The organism is Acidobacteriota bacterium (assembly GCA_035529075.1).
Classification (GTDB): domain Bacteria; phylum Zixibacteria; class MSB-5A5; order GN15; family FEB-12; genus DATKXK01.
Window position 1 is genome coordinate 125875 of record DATKXK010000011.1, and the last position, 15300, is coordinate 141174.

The following is a 15300-nucleotide window of genomic DNA, read 5'->3' on the forward strand; positions in this document are numbered from 1 at the left end:
GCCGGGCGGGGATAACTTGCGAGCGCGCACGGTCGGATCGTCCCGGTCCGACCGCTTGCTTTTGGGGTTCGGCAGGCCCGGCCGGAGAGAACGGGCAAAAGGTGTTGCGAAAAATCCGATATGTATTATACTTGGGGCCCGGCCGGAACCGGCCGGCTGATATGCAGTTTGTGTCAACGTGCTGACGGTAGAGGTTTGATATGGCTCATAAAAAAGGTGTAGGTTCTTCCAAGAATGGCCGCGATTCAAATGCCCAGCGACGGGGCACCAAAGTTTACGGCGGCCAGGCCGTATCGGCCGGTTCAATCATTGTCCGCCAGCTCGGCACGCCCATCAGGCCCGGCCTCAATGTCGGCATGGGCTCGGACTTCACCCTGTTCGCCAAAGTTGACGGCGTCGTGACGTTTGAGCGCGTCGGTCGGAGAGGAAAACGGGTGTCCGTATACCCGGCCGGAGAGGCAGCTCTCCTGGCCAGAGCCTGAGCCGGGCGGTAAATCAAGTTTGCCCGTAAGCGTCGTCGAGCGCGGAATTCGACGGCGTTTTCTTATTGCCTGCCGGACTGAACGCGCACATATTTGACCAGTTCAGGCACATATCCAGGAGAGGTTCCGGCATTGTATATCAAACTGGTTAGATCGATTATCCTGCTTTCGACGTGGACAGCTCTTGGCATCGTCGCGTTTTCACCCGGAAGCAGCGCCCGGGCTCTCGGCGACAGCGCCGGCACGGCCGACCGGCCGGCAGCCGTTGATACGGCAACCGGAGCGGTGACGGCCGAAACGCCGGGAGAGCCGGCCTACCCCCTGTCACCGGAACGGTACGAGAAGCTGGTTTCGTATTCGCGCCTGAATCAGGTCTGGCTTTTTGTCGAGTTTCTTGTCGGCATAGCTACGCTGGCCATAATCCTGGTCAGCGGGTTGTCGGCCAGGTTTCGTGACTGGGCTTCACGGCTTCGGCTCCGCTTCTTCGTGATCTGGGCCTTCCTTGCCCTGGTCCTGGTCGCTGACTACCTGCTGGGCTTTCCCGTACATGTATACCGAAGTTTCTTTGTGGAGAGCGGCTACGGTTTCATGAACCAGACGTTTCTTCAGTGGTTGACGGATGATCTCCTGCAACTGCTGGTCCTGATTGTCGTGGCCGCGGTGCCGGTCTGGTTCTTTTACTGGCTGGTGCAGAAGACCCGCATGTGGTGGCTGGTGTTCACCATTGGCGCGACTCCGATACTCGTGTTTGTCATCGTGATTGCGCCGCTGGTGATAGATCCCCTTTTCAATGAGTTTACGCCCCTGAAGGACACGGTGCTGGAATCGGAAATCATGACACTGGCCGAGCGGGGCGGGGTCGAGGGGTCGAATATCTTTGAAGTCAATGCTTCGCGCCAGTCTTCCAAGGTGAGCGCCTACATGACCGGGCTGTTCGGTTCACGACGGATAGTCCTCTACGACAACCTGCTGAAGAATCTCAGCCACGACGAGATTCAGTTCGTGGTGGGTCACGAGATGGGGCACTACGTCATGGACCATCTCTGGCAGGGCATCGGGTTGCTGATCCTCTTTCTCCTGTTCACGTCGTGGCTGGTCAGCAGGACGATTCACCGGGTTATCGCCCGCTTCAGCAGTCGGTTCAGGTTCGACCGCCTCTCGGATATCGCCTCACTGCCGCTGGTCCTTATTTTTCTGCTGGTTATCTCCTTTGTGGCCCAGCCGGTTACGAACGGGTTCGGAAGGTACGTCGAATCTCAGGCCGACAAGTACGCCATGGACATCACGGGCGTCTCCGGCGAGACGGCCGCCGTGGCTTTTGACAAGCTGGCGGTCTATAATCTGTCGGACCCCGACCCACCTTCCTTCATAGAGTTCTGGTTCTACAATCACCCGTCGCTGAAAAAACGGATGGAGTTTGTCCGGAACTACCGTCCGTGAAGCCTCGGGCAGTCCGGCAATACATCGGTCGGTCGCGGCCGGCCAGATCCGCGTCCGCACTCCCGAATCTGACTTGAACTCTTAAGGAGAAAGTGTATATTTAGCCGACGTATGTGAAATTCGTAACAAGCTGGGAGGGTGTGCGATGGACTTCCGTATAGAGACGGATTCAATGGGGGAAATCAAGGTTCAGGCGGACCGGTACTGGGGTGCTCAGACCCAGCGGTCGCTGCATCATTTCAAAATCGGCGGTGAGAGAATGCCCCGGGAGCTAATCCGGGCCATGGGGATTCTCAAGAAGGCGGCGGTGCTGGTAAACCACGACCTGGGACTCCTGCCGAAGGACAAGGCTGACCTGATCGTCAAGGCGGCCGACGAGGTCATAGAGGGTAAACTGGACGATCACTTTCCGCTGGTCATCTGGCAGACCGGTTCCGGCACCCAGACCAACATGAACAGCAACGAGGTGATTTCCAACCGGGCGATTGAGCTTGCCGGCGGCGAGATGGGATCCAAGAAGCCGATCCATCCCAACGATGACGTCAACAAGGCGCAGTCGTCGAACGACACGTTCCCGACCGGGATGCACATCGCGGCGGTCGAGGAGATTCATGGCCGGCTGATCCCGATGGTCACGCGGCTGCGGGACACGCTGGCACGGAAGGCCAACGAGTTCAACAACATTATCAAAATCGGCCGGACGCACCTGATGGACGCCACCCCGCTGACGCTTGGCCAGGAGTTCTCGGGCTACGTGCAGATGTTGACGAACGCATTGGCGAGAGTCGATGATTGCCTCAAGCGGCTTTACCCGCTGGCTCTCGGGGGGACGGCGGTCGGCACCGGGCTTAACACGCACCCGGATTTTGCCGTGAAGTCGGCAGCCACGATTGCCGAACTGACCGGCAAGCCGTTTGTGACCGCGCCGAACAAGTATGAATCCCTGGCCGCTCACGATGCGCTCGTCGAGACATCGGGCGTGCTCAAGACAATTGCCTGTTCCCTGATGAAAATCGCCAACGACATTCGCTGGCTTGCGTCCGGGCCACGGTGCGGTATCGGTGAGATAACGATACCGGCCAACGAGCCGGGGTCATCGATCATGCCGGGCAAGGTTAATCCGACCCAGACCGAGGCCATGACGATGGTGTGTGCGCAGGTGATCGGGAACGACGTCTCGGTGAACGTCGGCGGGTCGTCCGGGAATTTCGAGCTGAACGTGTTTAAGCCGGTGATTATCTACAACGTGCTGCAGTCGATCAGGCTTCTTGCCGATGCGTGCGAGATGTTCAACGAGCACTGTGCGGCGGGCATCGAGCCGAACGAGACGAACATAAAGAAGAACCTGACCAACTCGCTCATGCTCGTGACGGCCTTGAACCCTCACATCGGGTATGACAATGCCGCCAAAGTGGCCAAGACGGCCCACGCGGATAACTCGACTCTCAAAGAGGCCGCGGTGAAACTTGGCATCCTCACCGCAGAGGAGTTTGACGACAAGGTTCGTCCGGAGAACATGATCGGGCCGAACCTCGGCAAGAAGTGAACACCCCGACCCGTCGGGGCGGCCGGTCATCCGGCCCCGCACAAACATAAAAGCGAAAGGCGGAAAATCCTGTTTCCGCCTTTCGCCGCTTAAGAGGTACATTGCACGTGCCCCCGTTTGGAGGGCGACACGTCTTTAACCGCTCCGGCGCTCGAATTGTTTCCGCAGACTCCCCGCATCCGGGGAAATCTTCGCCCGTGCGATCTTTCACGCGCTTTTCCGCCTGACGCAGCCCGGGGTCGCGCCATGGCCCGGCGAGCGGCTACTCCTTCACCGGCAGGACGTGAATGGCTTTGATGACGAGTTGCACCTCGTCACCGATTTTCAGATCGAGATGTTCGACGGACTCAACGGTCAGGACCGAGGCCATCTGTGCGGGCATCGCAACGTCGAACTTGACCAGCGACATAACGTCGCCCTTCTTGATTGACTTGACCCTGGCCGTGACCTTGTTTCTGGCTCCGTATTTCACGCGTTTTTTCCCTTTCTGCCGGCGCTGACGACTTTGCCGTGACGGCTCGCGCCGGCAGTATACAGGGGGACGGACGTAAATACAACCTTGTCCGACACATACAGTGCGGATATATTCGGCCCATGCAAACGGCCCTGCACATCGCGGCCCTTGTCGGTGAGCTTCAACGCGACATAATCGATGCGTCCGTTTCGTCCACCGAGTTTTACAAAAAGCAGCGGGCCGCCTATTTCTTTTTCCGACGGCCGCGATCGCATCTGGCCCTGGGTTTTGTCTATCACCCTGCCGGGTGGGGGTGTTTTGTAGCGCCGGCCTCCAAGATACGACTTGAGACGGCAGAAAAGCCGTGGCCCGTGTTCGGGCTTGATGGTGCCGTTGTAGTCGGCGTTGAACAGTTCGGCCTTGATCGGATATTCAGGATAGACGTCACGTTGGAGGGACGCAGGCTGGCGGTGGTTTTTGAGGCTGTGGGGCCCAATGGAAATCTATGGCTGCTTGACGACGAGGGCGGACGGCGCGCTACCCTCCGCAAACGCGAGTTCGACCCCGGAACTCCGTACGATGTGCCGGCCGTTCCCCCGGGGCGCCTGAACCCGCTGGAAATCACCGGTCAACTCCTGCGCAGCGCTGCAGGCCGCGCCGCCGCCGGCCAGTCACCGGTGGCCTTCACCGAGAAACGCATCGCCAGCTTCAATCAGACTATGGCGAAAGAAGCGCTCAAGCGGTCAGACATAACGGCCGGGTCGCTCGGCGACGTTTCACCTGACGAATTTGACAACCTGGCCCGGACTGTCCGCCAACTGGCCCGGACCTTTATGACAGCCCGCGATGGATATCTTTATGGCGTGAACGAGAGGCTGGAAGCCTATCCCTTCAAGCTCTCATTCGTCGAACAGACGCCCGAGAAGTTCAGGACACTCTCGCTGGCGATCCTGAATATGACAGTACAGCGGCAATCTGTAGCCGGAGCCGAGGTCGAGAAAAAAGCTGTGCTTTCCGCCGTCGAGCGCGCTATCGGGAAACTGGAGCGGCGGCTGGAGAAGCTTGAACATGACATCAACCGGGCGTCGGACTACGAGCAGGACCGTGTTATCGGCGAACTGCTGCAGGTCAACCGGCAGCAACTGCGCAAGGGTATGACCACCATCGCGCTTGACGATGTTTTCGTCGACCCGCCGTCCCGGGTAGAGATAGCGCTGAACCCCGCTCAGTCACCCGGGGGAAACATCGAGGCGTACTTCAAAAAATACCGCAAGGGCCGGGAGGGGCTTGAGCTGCTGGTGCGGCGACGGGAGATATCCGGCGACGAACTCGAGCAGTTACAGGTTATAGGGGCTGATCTCGAACGGGATTTCGAGGCTGCTCGGGAGAGATACCAGAGTGAGATATCCGGCCTGCTGCCCGGCGTCGCGCGAAAAACGCCGCTCCGACCGAGACTGCCGTATCGCGAGCACACGCTTTCGACCGGGCTGAGGATACTGGTCGGCCGTGAAGGCACTGACAACGACCGCACAACTTTTGAATTTGCCAAGCCGTATGAACTCTGGTTCCACACGCAGCAGTGCCCCGGCTCGCACGTGGTAATGAAATTCCCGAACAAGTCCTTTGACCCGTCTCGGCGAGAGATCGAAGAGGCGGCGGCCGCCGCAGCTTTTTACAGTAAGGCCAAGAACGACTCTCTGGTCCCCGTAATCTATACTCAGCGGCGGTTCGTCCGCAAACCCCGCGGCGTCAAACCGGGTCTGGTAACGGTGGAGCGCGAGAAGTCCATCATGGTGGCACCGAGAAAACCGGACTGACCCGGGTTCCCGTCCAGCAGCCGCGACCAGCATCATACCTTCGGCCTCCTTGTGAAAACTGTAACAAGAATGTGGAGAAACCGATTGACTTTCAGACGCCGACCTGCCTACATTGATGCGTAAATGTAAGTTTGCGGCAACTAACGAGAAGCACCAATGGCTCGAGTGTTCGAAGACAGGAAAGGGCAGATTCTGAGGGAGGCCACCAGCCTCTTCAGCCGGGACGGTTACGACAAAGTGACGGTTAAACAGATCAGCGAGAAGTGCGGCATCACCGAACCGGCCGTCTATCGGCATTATGAATCAAAGGAGGCGATCTACTATGCCGTGCTGGAGTCGCTGGCGGCTCGGCTCGACCATAAGACAACTTTTGATGCCCTTGAGACCGAGACCGACATCGAGAGCCTGCTATCCACGCTGGCTACACACATCCTCGCGTTCTTCTCCGAGAATGAAGACATTTACCGACTCCTGTTATACTCCGCGCTGAGGGGGCACGCCAAGGCGAGCGAGATCTACAACGTTATCCGGGGAACGTACCAGAGTTACCTGACCCGGCAGTTGAATCGCCTGTATCAGGATGGCCGGATTGCCAAGAAGAACAACGAGATTACGGCTCGCTGCTTTATCGGAATGGTTTTCGACTGCGCTCTCGGCAAGACCCTCTGGAGGGGAATGCAGGGAAAGGTTTACGCACCGTCAGAGGTCGTCGCCAACAACGTGCCGATCTACGCCAAGGGTCTTCGAGCGTAGACTTCCCGACTCCGCCGGTTGCCTCACGGATGGCACAGCGACGCCTGAGATGCCCGTGAGAGCGTGACCCGGTTCCGCCTGTTAGTTCCGATCAGAAGGTAGGTTGGGAGAAACGGCCCTCGCTCAGACGGCCCGTCAGCGTTTCACCTTTTCGCCGGTCATAGCCTCGATCTCCTGCAGCAGCGCGGACTCCAGCTCGTCCTCGCTCATTCGCCTGACGATCTTACCTTTCTTGATCAGAATGCCCTTGCCCTCGCCGCCGGCTATACCGACGTCGGCCGCGGCTGCCTCGCCCGGGCCGTTAACGGCGCACCCCATCACGGCGACTTTCAGCGGAGCCTTGATGTGTCTGGTCTTTTCGGATATCGACTCGGCTAGCGGTATCATGTCAATCTGGCAACGGCCGCAGGTGGGGCAGGAGATAACCTCGACACCATCGTGCCTCAGCGAGCAGGAGGCTAGAATCTGCCTGGCCACCCGCACCTCGTGAACCGGGTCAGCCGTCAGGGACACGCGTATGGTATCCCCGATGCCGGTCAGAAGGATGGCGCCGATGCCGACCGATGATTTGATCGTTCCCGTTTCAAGAATGCCGGCCTCGGTGATGCCGACGTGCAGCGGATAGTCGCACCGCTCGGCAAGCATGTGATAAGCCCAGAAGGCCGTCACGGTGTTTGTCGATTTCACGGAAACGACGATATCCCGGAAATCCATCTCCTCCAGGACTGCGATTTCGCGAAGCGCCGCCTCGCAGAAGGCTTCGGGACTGTCGTGACCGTGCCGGGCCAGGACGTCTTTCGGCAGCGAGCCGGAATTGACGCCGATGCGGATGGGCACACCGGCCTCCCCGGCGGCCCTGGCGACCTCGCGCACTTTCCACTGCGCGCCGATGTTGCCCGGGTTGATGCGGATTTTGTCAAAGCCGGCGGCGATGGCCTTGAGGGCCAGCTTGTACTGAAAATGTATGTCGGCGACAAGGGGACGGTCGACCTGATCGCGAATTGCCTTCAGATGATCGGCGGCATCGTGATTGAGCACCGACAGGCGGACAATATCGCACCCGGCGTCGAATAGCTGCCCGATCTGCGCTACCGTAGCCTCGACATCGCGGGTATCGGCGGTCGTCATGGACTGTACGGTGATCGGGAAACCGCCGCCGATAATGACGCCGCCTATCTTGACGGCACGGCTGGAGCGCCGGCGAATGGGATAGTCCAGTTTCATAGTTGCTACTTGACCTTGCCCGGTCAGGGGTATAATTTACCGGTTCTACGCTTGGATACAATGAAAAGTTGGCCTTACTTCATCTGGCTCAAGCGCTTACTGCCGCTGCTTCTGGCGCTCGTCATCTGGCAGGGGTATGTTCTCGTTACACGGCTGCAAACTGAGCGACAACAGAACCTGGACCGCCAGTATGCCCTCGTAACGGCGGACATCTGGATCGCCACGGCTCGCTTTCGTGACGACCCACAAGCGTATATGGCCTACAGGGATTCGGTGCTGGCCGCAAACGGCCTGTCGGCCGAGCAGATGTTTGCCTACCTGGAACGCCACTGGGATCGCCCGGAGGAATACCACTCGTTTGTGCGAATGCTCAACGAGGTCACTGATTCGCTTGGCCGGATGGAGGACTCGTTGAGCGTGGAAGCGGAGAGCCTGAAGGCGGACTCAGCCGCCGGCCAATAACCACCCTCACCGACGCGGTGCTCATTCGACTCTGAACGCGTCCGGAAAGTGTTCCAGTTCACCATCCACAAACGTGACAACGTCAAACCTCAGATCGCAGTGCTCGATGTTCCTGTCGATGAGAAACCGTCGGGCGGCGTCGATCAGGTTGCTGATCTTGCGGCCGTCGACGCGTTCGGCCGGGTGGCCGAACCGACGTGAGGATCCGGATTTGACCTCGACAAAGACGATCAGGTCGGCTTTCCTGACTATCAGGTCAAGTTCCTTGTGCCCCGCGTGCCAGTTGCGCTCGAGGATCTCGAAACCGTTGTCCTGGTAATACCGGGCGGCCCGCTGCTCGAAGACCCGCCCCCGGCTGACTTTCCGCCCCGGGGCGCGGCCGCCGCCTTCAGAGAAGGGTGTGCACATTCACGAGTTCCGCGACCGGCTTGTACGTCCTGCGGTGAATCTCACAGGGGCCGTGTTCTCGCAGTTCGCGCAGGTGAGCCGGCGTCGGGTAGCCCTTGTGGGTGGCGAACGAGTAGGAGGGGAACAGCGCTTCGTACCGGTCCATCATCCTGTCCCGGGAGACCTTGGCAATGATCGAAGCCGCCGAAACGCACCGGCAGTGTCTGTCTCCGCCGACGATGGCAATCTGCTGGTGAGAGATGTTGGGAATGCAGTACTTGCCGTCGACAATGACGAAATCGGGGTTCTGCTTCAGGTCCATAATGGCCTTGCGCATGGCCATGAGAGACGCGCGGTGAATGTTCCATCGATCCACGCACTCGTGATCCATGATGCCGATGGAGCATACGAGTCCCAGGCCGGCGATCTGTTCGAAGACCCGTTCACGGCGCAGCGGTGTCAGCCTCTTGGAGTCGTCCAGGCCCTCAATGGTTGCCTCTGCGGGTAAAATAACGGCGGCGGCCACGACCGGCCCGGCCAGAGGCCCACGGCCGCATTCATCAACGCCGCAGATCGCGCCGTACCCTTTCGCGTACAATGTCCTCTCGAAATCCAGCGTCTGAAGCGTGTCCGAAGAATCTGTCACGTCACGTCTCATGTGACCTCCAACCATGTATACGTCATTTCCCGCGAAGATTCAACAGGAATATCGTACTGGTCATAGTATCGACCGTTCAAAACAGTTTTGTTAGCGGGGTCGCTTCCGTTATCTTGGATTCGGATGATTGTTCACATTTCGTGCAGACATGTCACGTAAACGGGCCAGGCAGTTTGAGTTCATCGTGATCGCCGGCGAGCTGAAAGGTCGCAGGGTCACGGCGCCCGACCTCGGCGTCACACGCCCGCCCCTGAGTCGGTTGCGCAAATCCATTTTTGATTTCCTGACTCCGCACCTTGCCGGGGCACGGTACCTCGATCTTTTCAGCGGCACCGGCTCATACCTGTTCGAGGCCGTCTCGCGCGGCGCCGCGTGCGCCGTCGGCGTGGAAAGGGAACCGGCCCTGGTTGAGGCTGTCAATCGCCAGGCCGATGAATTTCACGTAGCCGACCGGCTGCGCTGCCTGCAGAGGGACGTGCAGTCGGCTCTGCCGGAACTGGCGGACCAGGGACAAAAGTTCGATATCATTATGATCGCGCCCCCGCAGTACCAGGGGCTGATCGATCCCACCCTTGCCGCTATCCGCACTTGCGGCCTGGCCGGATCACAGGGGCTGATTGTCTGCCAGCATGATACGTCGGAAACGCGGGAACTCCGGTTTGAAGACTACCCCGTTGCGCAGCAGCGGAAGTACGGCAACACCACGTTTACCATACTGTCGGCATAAGGGGGGGGTGCCGTTCTTTAACGGCAAGTGCGGCCTGAGGCGTCGGTCCCGGCTTGCGCAAAGAAGCACCCGGCGGCGGGTGCTTGATTCGCGATCTGGTGGTGACGGCGGCTATTTGCCGCTCTGAGGCTCTGAAGGTTTTTTGCCGCCCTTGGCGGCGGTCTTTGCTTTCGCACTGTCAGCCAGCTCTTCCTTGATGCGCGCCGATTTGCCGGTCAGGTTTCTCAGGTAGTACAGCTTTCCGCGCCTGACCGAGCCGGCGCGCACGCGTTCCACCTTGGCCACGTTCGGCGAGTGCAACGGGAAGACGCGCTCCACGCCGATGCCCTGCGAGATTTTGCGGACGGTGAAGGTGGCGCCGGTGCCGCTGCCACGGCGTCCGATGACCGTCCCCTGGAAAACCTGGACCCGCTCTTTCTCTCCTTCTTTGATCCTGACGTGCACCCGGACGGTATCGCCGGCCCCGAAGGGGGACAGGTCATCCCGCAACTGGCTCTTTTCGATCTGTGATATTCGGTGCATGGGACCATCCTTTCTATGCTAAACATCTTTCCTTTGTTCGCTGAGTCGTTCAACAAGCGCTGCCTCTTCTTCGTTCAGATCCGCCTTCTCAAGCAGGTCGGGGCGGTTTGTCAGACATTTCTGAAGGGCCTCCGTCCGGCGATAGTTCCTGATCTCGGTGTGATTCCCGGAGAGGAGCACCTCGGGTGCCTTGAGGCCCCGGTATTCGGCCGGCCGGGTGTAACAGGGGTAACCGAGCCGCTGATTCATGTACGAGTCTTCCGTGGCCGATTCAAAGTTGCCCAGCACCTTGGGAATCAACCTGGCCGTGGCGTCCACTATCACGGCGGCCGCCGGCTCTCCGCCGGTCAGGACATAGTCGCCGATCGAGACCTCCTCGAACTCGTACAACTGCGTGATGCGCTCATCCACACCCAGGTAATGACCACACACGACCGTCAACTTCTCACACAACGAGTACCTGATCGCCGTCTCCTGGTCGAGCGGTTTGCCGGCCGCCGATGTAAGCACGAGGACGTGCCCGCTCGGAGTGGCTCTCTTTTCCGCCTTGTGCGGCCAGCCGAGAGCCTCCAGGCACCGGTCCAGGGGTTCCACTTTCAGGACCATCCCGCCCCCGCCGCCATATGGTGTATCGTCGGCCGTCCGGTGTTTGTCCGTAGCGAAGTTGCGAAGGTCGACCACTGTTATTTCAAAGATCCCTTTCTCCAGCGCTTTGCCCAGCAGCGACTGCCGGAACACCGTGCTGAAGTAACCCGGGAAAAGTGTCACGATTTCGAATTTCATCGATACGTCGCCGCTCATGTCTCGTCGAACAGGTCGCCCGGCTCGACCATGATCTTTCTCTCGCCGATGTCCACCCGCTTAATGTACGGCCGGACCGCCGGAAAGAGCACCTCCTTGCCCGAGCCGGTTCGGATGACGTACACGTCGTTGGCCGGGTACTGCCGCACGTCTATCACCTCGCCGAGCATCCGGCCGGAGGTCGCCTCACAGACGGCGCAGCCGACCAGGTCAAACACGTAGTACGTCCCGTCCGGCAACTCCACCAGCTGATCATCGGTGACTGCCAGTTCCCGGTTGGTCAACCGGGCGGCGTCTTCGGGAGTGTCGACATCCCTGAACTTCAATACGGGCCGAGCCCCTATCATACGGGTCGAACTGATCAGCATCCGATCCCAGCCGTTGCGGTCGGACACATAAATCTCCTTCAGACTCAGAAACCGGTCCGGGAAGTCGGTCGACGGCGTGACGTAGATCTCGCCGGTAAGGCCGCGCGTCTTTCCCAGGCGACCGACCGATACATATCGCTTCGCTACAGTCAATTAGTCCAGCATTTCCGGAACTGCTCTCATGCCCTGCCGTGCGGCGGCGGCCGTGAGCAGCACGCCTATGGCTTTGGCCGTTTGCCCCCGCTTTCCTATCACCTTCCCAAGGTCACTGTCGCCCACTCGCAGTTCGTACACGGTGGTACGGGCACCCTCGACTTCACTGAGAGATATCTTGTCCGGGTGGTCGACCGGCGCTCTAACGACGAACTCTCTCATTGCCGTCTTCCTTTCGAACAGGCCAGCAGTCTTGCGTGAGGTCGTTTATCTGTGTTCGACGGAATCTCCCGGGGGCAGTACGGGCACCTGCGGCGTGCTCCCGCCTATTGGGATGATTCCTGGCTCTCGCCCGCTTCCTTGTCGGTTTTTTCGACAGTTTCCCCGGCGGTTTCCTGGGCACTCTCCTCGGCGGTCTCCTCGGGACTTTCCTCGGCGGTGGCCTTGGGACTTTCCTCGGCGGTCACCTTGGGATTTTCCTCGGCGGTCTCCTCGGGACTTTCCTCGGCGGTGGCCTTGGGACTTTCCTCGGCGGTCACCTTGGGACTTTCCTCGGCGGTGGCCGCCACCGCTGCCTTCTTTATCTTGCGCGTTCTCTTGCGACGCTCGGTGATAGTTGACCTGATGGTCAAATCGGATACGTCCATTCCGCGCTTCGATTTCTCGTACTTCTCGAGAAAGCCGACGTGGGTGAGAAGGGAACTGACCGTGTCCGAGGGTATCGCGCCCTCGTCCAGCCACTTGGTCAGCCGCTCCTCCTTGATGATGACGCTGGCCGGCGTGTCCACCGGACTGTAGGTGCCGAGTGCCTCAAGGAAACGGCCGTCACGGGCACGGCGCGAGTCGGCGGCAACGATCCTGTAGGACGGTTGCTTTTTTTTGCCGACCCGGCGTAGTCTGATATGTACAGCCAATCGCTTAACCTCCATTCTCCGGGCCGCTCAGAAGGGCATGATATCCTTCGGCAGCCCTTTGAATTTCTTCTTGCTCATATTTCCGATCATTTTCTGCATGGCGGCAAACTGCTTGAGCAACTGGTTGACGGCCTGGACGGAATTGCCTGACCCCGCCGCAATTCGCTGCCGGCGGGAGCCGTCGATGATGTTCGGATTGCGCCGCTCTGCAACGGTCATCGATTTGATGATCGCCGTCATGCGCTCAATCTCGCGGTCGTCAAAGTTGATCCCTTTGAGTTGTCGGCCGATTCCCGGAACCATCCCGATGATCGATTCCAGGGGGCCGAGCTTCTTGAGCTGGCCGACCTGTTCGAGGAAATCCTCGAAGTCAAACTGCGCCTTGAGGATCTTCTCCTGCATCTTCTGCGCCTGCTTGAGGTCGACGGTCTCCTGCGCCTTTTCCACTAAGGTGACAATGTCACCCATGCCGAGAATGCGCGAAGCCATGCGATCCGGGTGGAACAACTCGAGATCGCCCAGCTTCTCGCCCACCGAGGCCAGCTTGATGGGGCAGCCGGTGACCTCGCGGATAGAGAGGGCGGCGCCGCCGCGCGCGTCACCGTCGAGCTTGGCCAGGACCACCCCGGTCAGGGCCAGGCGTTCGTGAAATTCGCGGGCCACGTTGACGGCGTCCTGCCCCGTCATGGCATCCGCCACCAGCAACACCTCGTCCGGTTTGACGAGCGCCCGGATCTCTTCCAGTTCCTTCATCAATTCGTCATCGACGTGCAGTCGGCCCGCCGTATCCAGAACCACCAGATCGATGAAGTTCTTGTCGGCGTAGCGCACGGCCTCGCGGCAGATTACCGGGGGAGTCTTGCCGTCGAGATGGAAGTGCGGGACCTGTATCGAGTCGGCCAGCACCTGGATCTGTTTGACGGCGGCCGGTCGGTAGGTATCGGCGGCCACCATCAGAGGCTTCTTGTTCTTGCGTTTGGCCATCAGCGCGATCTTGCCCGCCAGCGTGGTCTTGCCCGACCCCTGCAATCCGCAGATCATGTATACGGTGGGTGATTTGTCGATAGGCGCCAGCGCCTCGGCCTTGCCCCCGAGCAGTCTCACCAGCTCGTCGTGGACAATCTTGATGACCTGCTGCCCGGGATCTATCGATTGCAGGACACTCGTTCCCGTGGCGGCCTGCTCGACCGCCTTTACAAAATCACGTGCGACCTTATAGTTGACGTCGGCCTCCAGCAGCGCCTGGCGAACATCGCGCATGGAAGCCTTGATGTTCTTCTCCGTGAGCTTGCCGTGGCCCCGGATCTTCTTGAAAGCCAGTTCCAGTTTGTCAGACAGGCTGGAAAACATCGCGCCGCGTGAACCCGATTCTAAAACAGTTTTAACCGCTTACTGCAAAGGCGCGGCCGAAATGGCAGCGCCCGACCTCTTGAGGATCGATATCCTCTCGCTTGCAACCAGCCAATATACGCAATTCCCGCGGATTGGCAAGGGGTTTGTCCATCTCCCGCACTCCCCCGCCGCACCTTCGCCATCGGCCAAGTACCTGTCAGGCAGGCGCTTTCACGCAGGCCGGAGAGGCGGCACGGCCGCCCTCGGCTCAGGAATGTCCCAGGTGCTTCTGCAGCCATTCTCGCCGATACTCGTCTATCTGCCTGTAAGAGCCGTCCTTGAGCGTGACGTGCGTACCGCCTTTTATCGCCACGTATTTGTGCGGTATTTGTCGCTGCGTCAACTCCGCCGCCAGCGCCTCGGACTGCTCGATAGGTACCACTGTATCGGCGGTCCCGTGCATGAGCAGAATGGGTATGTTTTTCGGCAGGCGGTCGACGAAGTGAACCACGGACATCTTCTCCATTTCCGTCCGCTTCTCCTGCGGCTCCAGATGAGCGTACTTCCTGTCGAGCAGCCGGCAGAACTCGCGGTCGCTGCTGCACAGTTTGAACAGGTCGGCGATGCCCGCATAGACGATAGCGCATTTGAAACGATCCTCGATGGTCATGGCGCGGAAGGTGGTGATGCCTCCCCGGCTGACGCCTTCGATGCCGATTCGCTCCACGTCGCACTCGGGGTACTGCTCGGCCACCCGGATCAGGTTCAGCGCGTCGTGCACGTCGCGGCCGCCCCAGTCTTCCTGACCTTCGCTGCCCTTGTTGCCGCGGTACTGGGTGGCGAGCACGACATAGCCCCACGCGGCGGTGCTCGCCAGCAGCAGCCAGGCGGTCAGGTCATCCAGCGAGCCGCGGTCATGAACCCCTCCCCGGTTCCAGATGAGGACCGGGTACACGCCTGGATCGACGGGCCGGGCCACGTACCCCCTGATCTTCAAGCCGTCACTCAGGTAGGTGATCCGTTCCAGGATTGTGTCTTCGGTCAGGCGGACGTCATACAGGCGCTGGATGGTGCTTACATGGAACCGGTTTGGCTCGACCAGCCGCTGGTCCAGCAGTTTGCCATCGTAATCTGTCATGATAATACCAATGGGGGAGCCGATTCGGCCTTGTCATCACCTTTCGCGCAAGGAAACCGAGCGAATTACAGCCGGCCTGCGGCGGCTGTCTGCTCCTGCCGGTCACACGTTTCAATACCGGT

18 protein-coding genes are annotated in these 15300 nt (G+C 59.7%); 7 read left to right on the forward strand and 11 right to left on the reverse strand.

The window, feature by feature from the left end:
• The first annotated feature begins 200 nt into the window (after nt 1-200).
• The 3 genes from rpmA (at nt 201) to fumC (ending at nt 3468) form a co-directional block, all read left to right on the forward strand.
• Nucleotides 201-482: a 50S ribosomal protein L27 gene (rpmA, locus tag VMY05_06140; GenBank protein HUV30646.1), complete on the forward strand. Its 282-nt coding sequence runs from the start codon at nt 201-203 to the stop codon at nt 480-482.
• 132 nt (nt 483-614) lie between these two features.
• Nucleotides 615-1922: a M48 family metallopeptidase gene (locus tag VMY05_06145; GenBank protein ID HUV30647.1), complete on the forward strand. Its 1308-nt coding sequence runs from the start codon at nt 615-617 to the stop codon at nt 1920-1922.
• Nucleotides 1923-2067: 145 nt separating this feature from the next.
• The gene (gene fumC / locus VMY05_06150; GenBank protein HUV30648.1) at nt 2068-3468 is read left to right on the forward strand and encodes a class II fumarate hydratase; all 1401 of its coding nucleotides are present in this window, start codon (nt 2068-2070) and stop codon (nt 3466-3468) included.
• Between the two features lie 262 nt (nt 3469-3730).
• Here fumC and VMY05_06155 read toward each other — a convergent pair whose 3' ends face one another.
• Nucleotides 3731-3940, reverse strand: a complete 210-nt coding sequence (locus VMY05_06155) for a TOBE domain-containing protein (GenBank protein ID HUV30649.1) — start codon at nt 3938-3940, stop codon at nt 3731-3733.
• Nucleotides 3941-4062: 122 nt separating this feature from the next.
• Between VMY05_06155 and VMY05_06160 the strand changes: the two genes are divergently transcribed.
• A complete protein-coding gene (locus tag VMY05_06160) occupies nt 4063-5739 on the forward strand; it encodes an NFACT RNA binding domain-containing protein (protein HUV30650.1) in 1677 nt (558 codons plus the stop codon).
• 156 nt (nt 5740-5895) lie between these two features.
• Entirely contained in the window at nt 5896-6492 is a 597-nt protein-coding gene (locus VMY05_06165) for a TetR/AcrR family transcriptional regulator (protein HUV30651.1), read from the forward strand.
• 135 nt (nt 6493-6627) lie between these two features.
• Here VMY05_06165 and ispG read toward each other — a convergent pair whose 3' ends face one another.
• The gene (gene ispG / locus VMY05_06170) at nt 6628-7716 is read right to left on the reverse strand and encodes a flavodoxin-dependent (E)-4-hydroxy-3-methylbut-2-enyl-diphosphate synthase (protein HUV30652.1); all 1089 of its coding nucleotides are present in this window, start codon (nt 7714-7716) and stop codon (nt 6628-6630) included.
• Nucleotides 7717-7776: 60 nt separating this feature from the next.
• On the opposite strand from ispG, the gene VMY05_06175 reads away from it, so the two are divergent.
• On the forward strand, nt 7777-8178 hold the full coding sequence (locus VMY05_06175) for a hypothetical protein (protein HUV30653.1): 402 nt from the start codon (nt 7777-7779) through the stop codon (nt 8176-8178).
• A gap of 21 nt (nt 8179-8199) precedes the next feature.
• Here VMY05_06175 and VMY05_06180 read toward each other — a convergent pair whose 3' ends face one another.
• Both VMY05_06180 and VMY05_06185 read right to left on the reverse strand, forming a co-directional pair.
• Nucleotides 8200-8586, reverse strand: a complete 387-nt coding sequence (locus VMY05_06180) for a YraN family protein (GenBank protein HUV30654.1) — start codon at nt 8584-8586, stop codon at nt 8200-8202.
• Complete coding sequence (locus tag VMY05_06185; protein HUV30655.1) at nt 8567-9223, reverse strand: ribonuclease HII; 657 nt, start codon at nt 9221-9223, stop codon at nt 8567-8569. The genes VMY05_06180 and VMY05_06185 overlap by 20 nt, the downstream gene beginning before the upstream one ends.
• Nucleotides 9224-9371: 148 nt before the next feature.
• Here VMY05_06185 and VMY05_06190 point away from each other — a divergent pair, with 148 nt between their 5' ends.
• The gene (locus VMY05_06190; protein HUV30656.1) at nt 9372-9950 is read left to right on the forward strand and encodes an RsmD family RNA methyltransferase; all 579 of its coding nucleotides are present in this window, start codon (nt 9372-9374) and stop codon (nt 9948-9950) included.
• Nucleotides 9951-10061: 111 nt separating this feature from the next.
• Here the strand turns inward: VMY05_06190 and rplS are convergent, their stop codons facing one another.
• The 7 genes from rplS to VMY05_06225 form a co-directional block, all read right to left on the reverse strand.
• The gene (gene rplS, locus VMY05_06195) at nt 10062-10472 is read right to left on the reverse strand and encodes a 50S ribosomal protein L19 (protein ID HUV30657.1); all 411 of its coding nucleotides are present in this window, start codon (nt 10470-10472) and stop codon (nt 10062-10064) included.
• An 18-nt stretch (nt 10473-10490) separates the two neighbouring features.
• Nucleotides 10491-11273, reverse strand: coding sequence for a tRNA (guanosine(37)-N1)-methyltransferase TrmD (gene trmD, locus VMY05_06200; protein ID HUV30658.1), 783 nt, complete (start codon nt 11271-11273; stop codon nt 10491-10493).
• Nucleotides 11270-11794 carry a ribosome maturation factor RimM gene (gene rimM / locus VMY05_06205; GenBank protein ID HUV30659.1) on the reverse strand — a complete coding sequence of 175 codons (525 nt, stop codon included), beginning with the start codon at nt 11792-11794 and terminating at the stop codon, nt 11270-11272. Before rimM ends, trmD begins: the two co-directional genes overlap by 4 nt.
• The gene (locus tag VMY05_06210) at nt 11795-12016 is read right to left on the reverse strand and encodes a KH domain-containing protein (GenBank protein ID HUV30660.1); all 222 of its coding nucleotides are present in this window, start codon (nt 12014-12016) and stop codon (nt 11795-11797) included.
• 104 nt (nt 12017-12120) lie between these two features.
• Nucleotides 12121-12708: a 30S ribosomal protein S16 gene (gene rpsP, locus VMY05_06215; GenBank protein ID HUV30661.1), complete on the reverse strand. Its 588-nt coding sequence runs from the start codon at nt 12706-12708 to the stop codon at nt 12121-12123.
• Nucleotides 12709-12735: 27 nt separating this feature from the next.
• Nucleotides 12736-14058, reverse strand: a complete 1323-nt coding sequence (gene ffh / locus VMY05_06220; protein HUV30662.1) for a signal recognition particle protein — start codon at nt 14056-14058, stop codon at nt 12736-12738.
• A 250-nt stretch (nt 14059-14308) separates the two neighbouring features.
• Entirely contained in the window at nt 14309-15178 is an 870-nt protein-coding gene (locus VMY05_06225; protein HUV30663.1) for a prolyl oligopeptidase family serine peptidase, read from the reverse strand.
• Between the last annotated feature and the right edge of the window lie 122 nt (nt 15179-15300).

Excerpts from the sequence above, each read along its gene's own strand:
- rpmA (HUV30646.1), top strand. The coding sequence starts at position 201 with ATGGCTCATAAAAAAGGTGTAGGTTCTTCCAAGAATGGCCGCGATTCA.
- fumC (HUV30648.1), top strand. The coding sequence starts at position 2,068 with ATGGACTTCCGTATAGAGACGGATTCAATGGGGGAAATCAAGGTTCAG.
- VMY05_06160 (HUV30650.1), top strand. The coding sequence starts at position 4,063 with ATGCAAACGGCCCTGCACATCGCGGCCCTTGTCGGTGAGCTTCAACGC.
- VMY05_06165 (HUV30651.1), top strand. The coding sequence starts at position 5,896 with ATGGCTCGAGTGTTCGAAGACAGGAAAGGGCAGATTCTGAGGGAGGCC.
- ispG (HUV30652.1), bottom strand. The coding sequence starts at position 7,716 with ATGAAACTGGACTATCCCATTCGCCGGCGCTCCAGCCGTGCCGTCAAG.
- VMY05_06175 (HUV30653.1), top strand. The coding sequence starts at position 7,777 with ATGAAAAGTTGGCCTTACTTCATCTGGCTCAAGCGCTTACTGCCGCTG.
- VMY05_06180 (HUV30654.1), bottom strand. The coding sequence starts at position 8,586 with ATGTGCACACCCTTCTCTGAAGGCGGCGGCCGCGCCCCGGGGCGGAAA.
- VMY05_06185 (HUV30655.1), bottom strand. The coding sequence starts at position 9,223 with ATGAGACGTGACGTGACAGATTCTTCGGACACGCTTCAGACGCTGGAT.
- VMY05_06190 (HUV30656.1), top strand. The coding sequence starts at position 9,372 with ATGTCACGTAAACGGGCCAGGCAGTTTGAGTTCATCGTGATCGCCGGC.
- rplS (HUV30657.1), bottom strand. The coding sequence starts at position 10,472 with ATGCACCGAATATCACAGATCGAAAAGAGCCAGTTGCGGGATGACCTG.
- trmD (HUV30658.1), bottom strand. The coding sequence starts at position 11,273 with ATGAGCGGCGACGTATCGATGAAATTCGAAATCGTGACACTTTTCCCG.
- VMY05_06210 (HUV30660.1), bottom strand. The coding sequence starts at position 12,016 with ATGAGAGAGTTCGTCGTTAGAGCGCCGGTCGACCACCCGGACAAGATA.
- ffh (HUV30662.1), bottom strand. The coding sequence starts at position 14,058 with ATGTTTTCCAGCCTGTCTGACAAACTGGAACTGGCTTTCAAGAAGATC.
- VMY05_06225 (HUV30663.1), bottom strand. The coding sequence starts at position 15,178 with ATGACAGATTACGATGGCAAACTGCTGGACCAGCGGCTGGTCGAGCCA.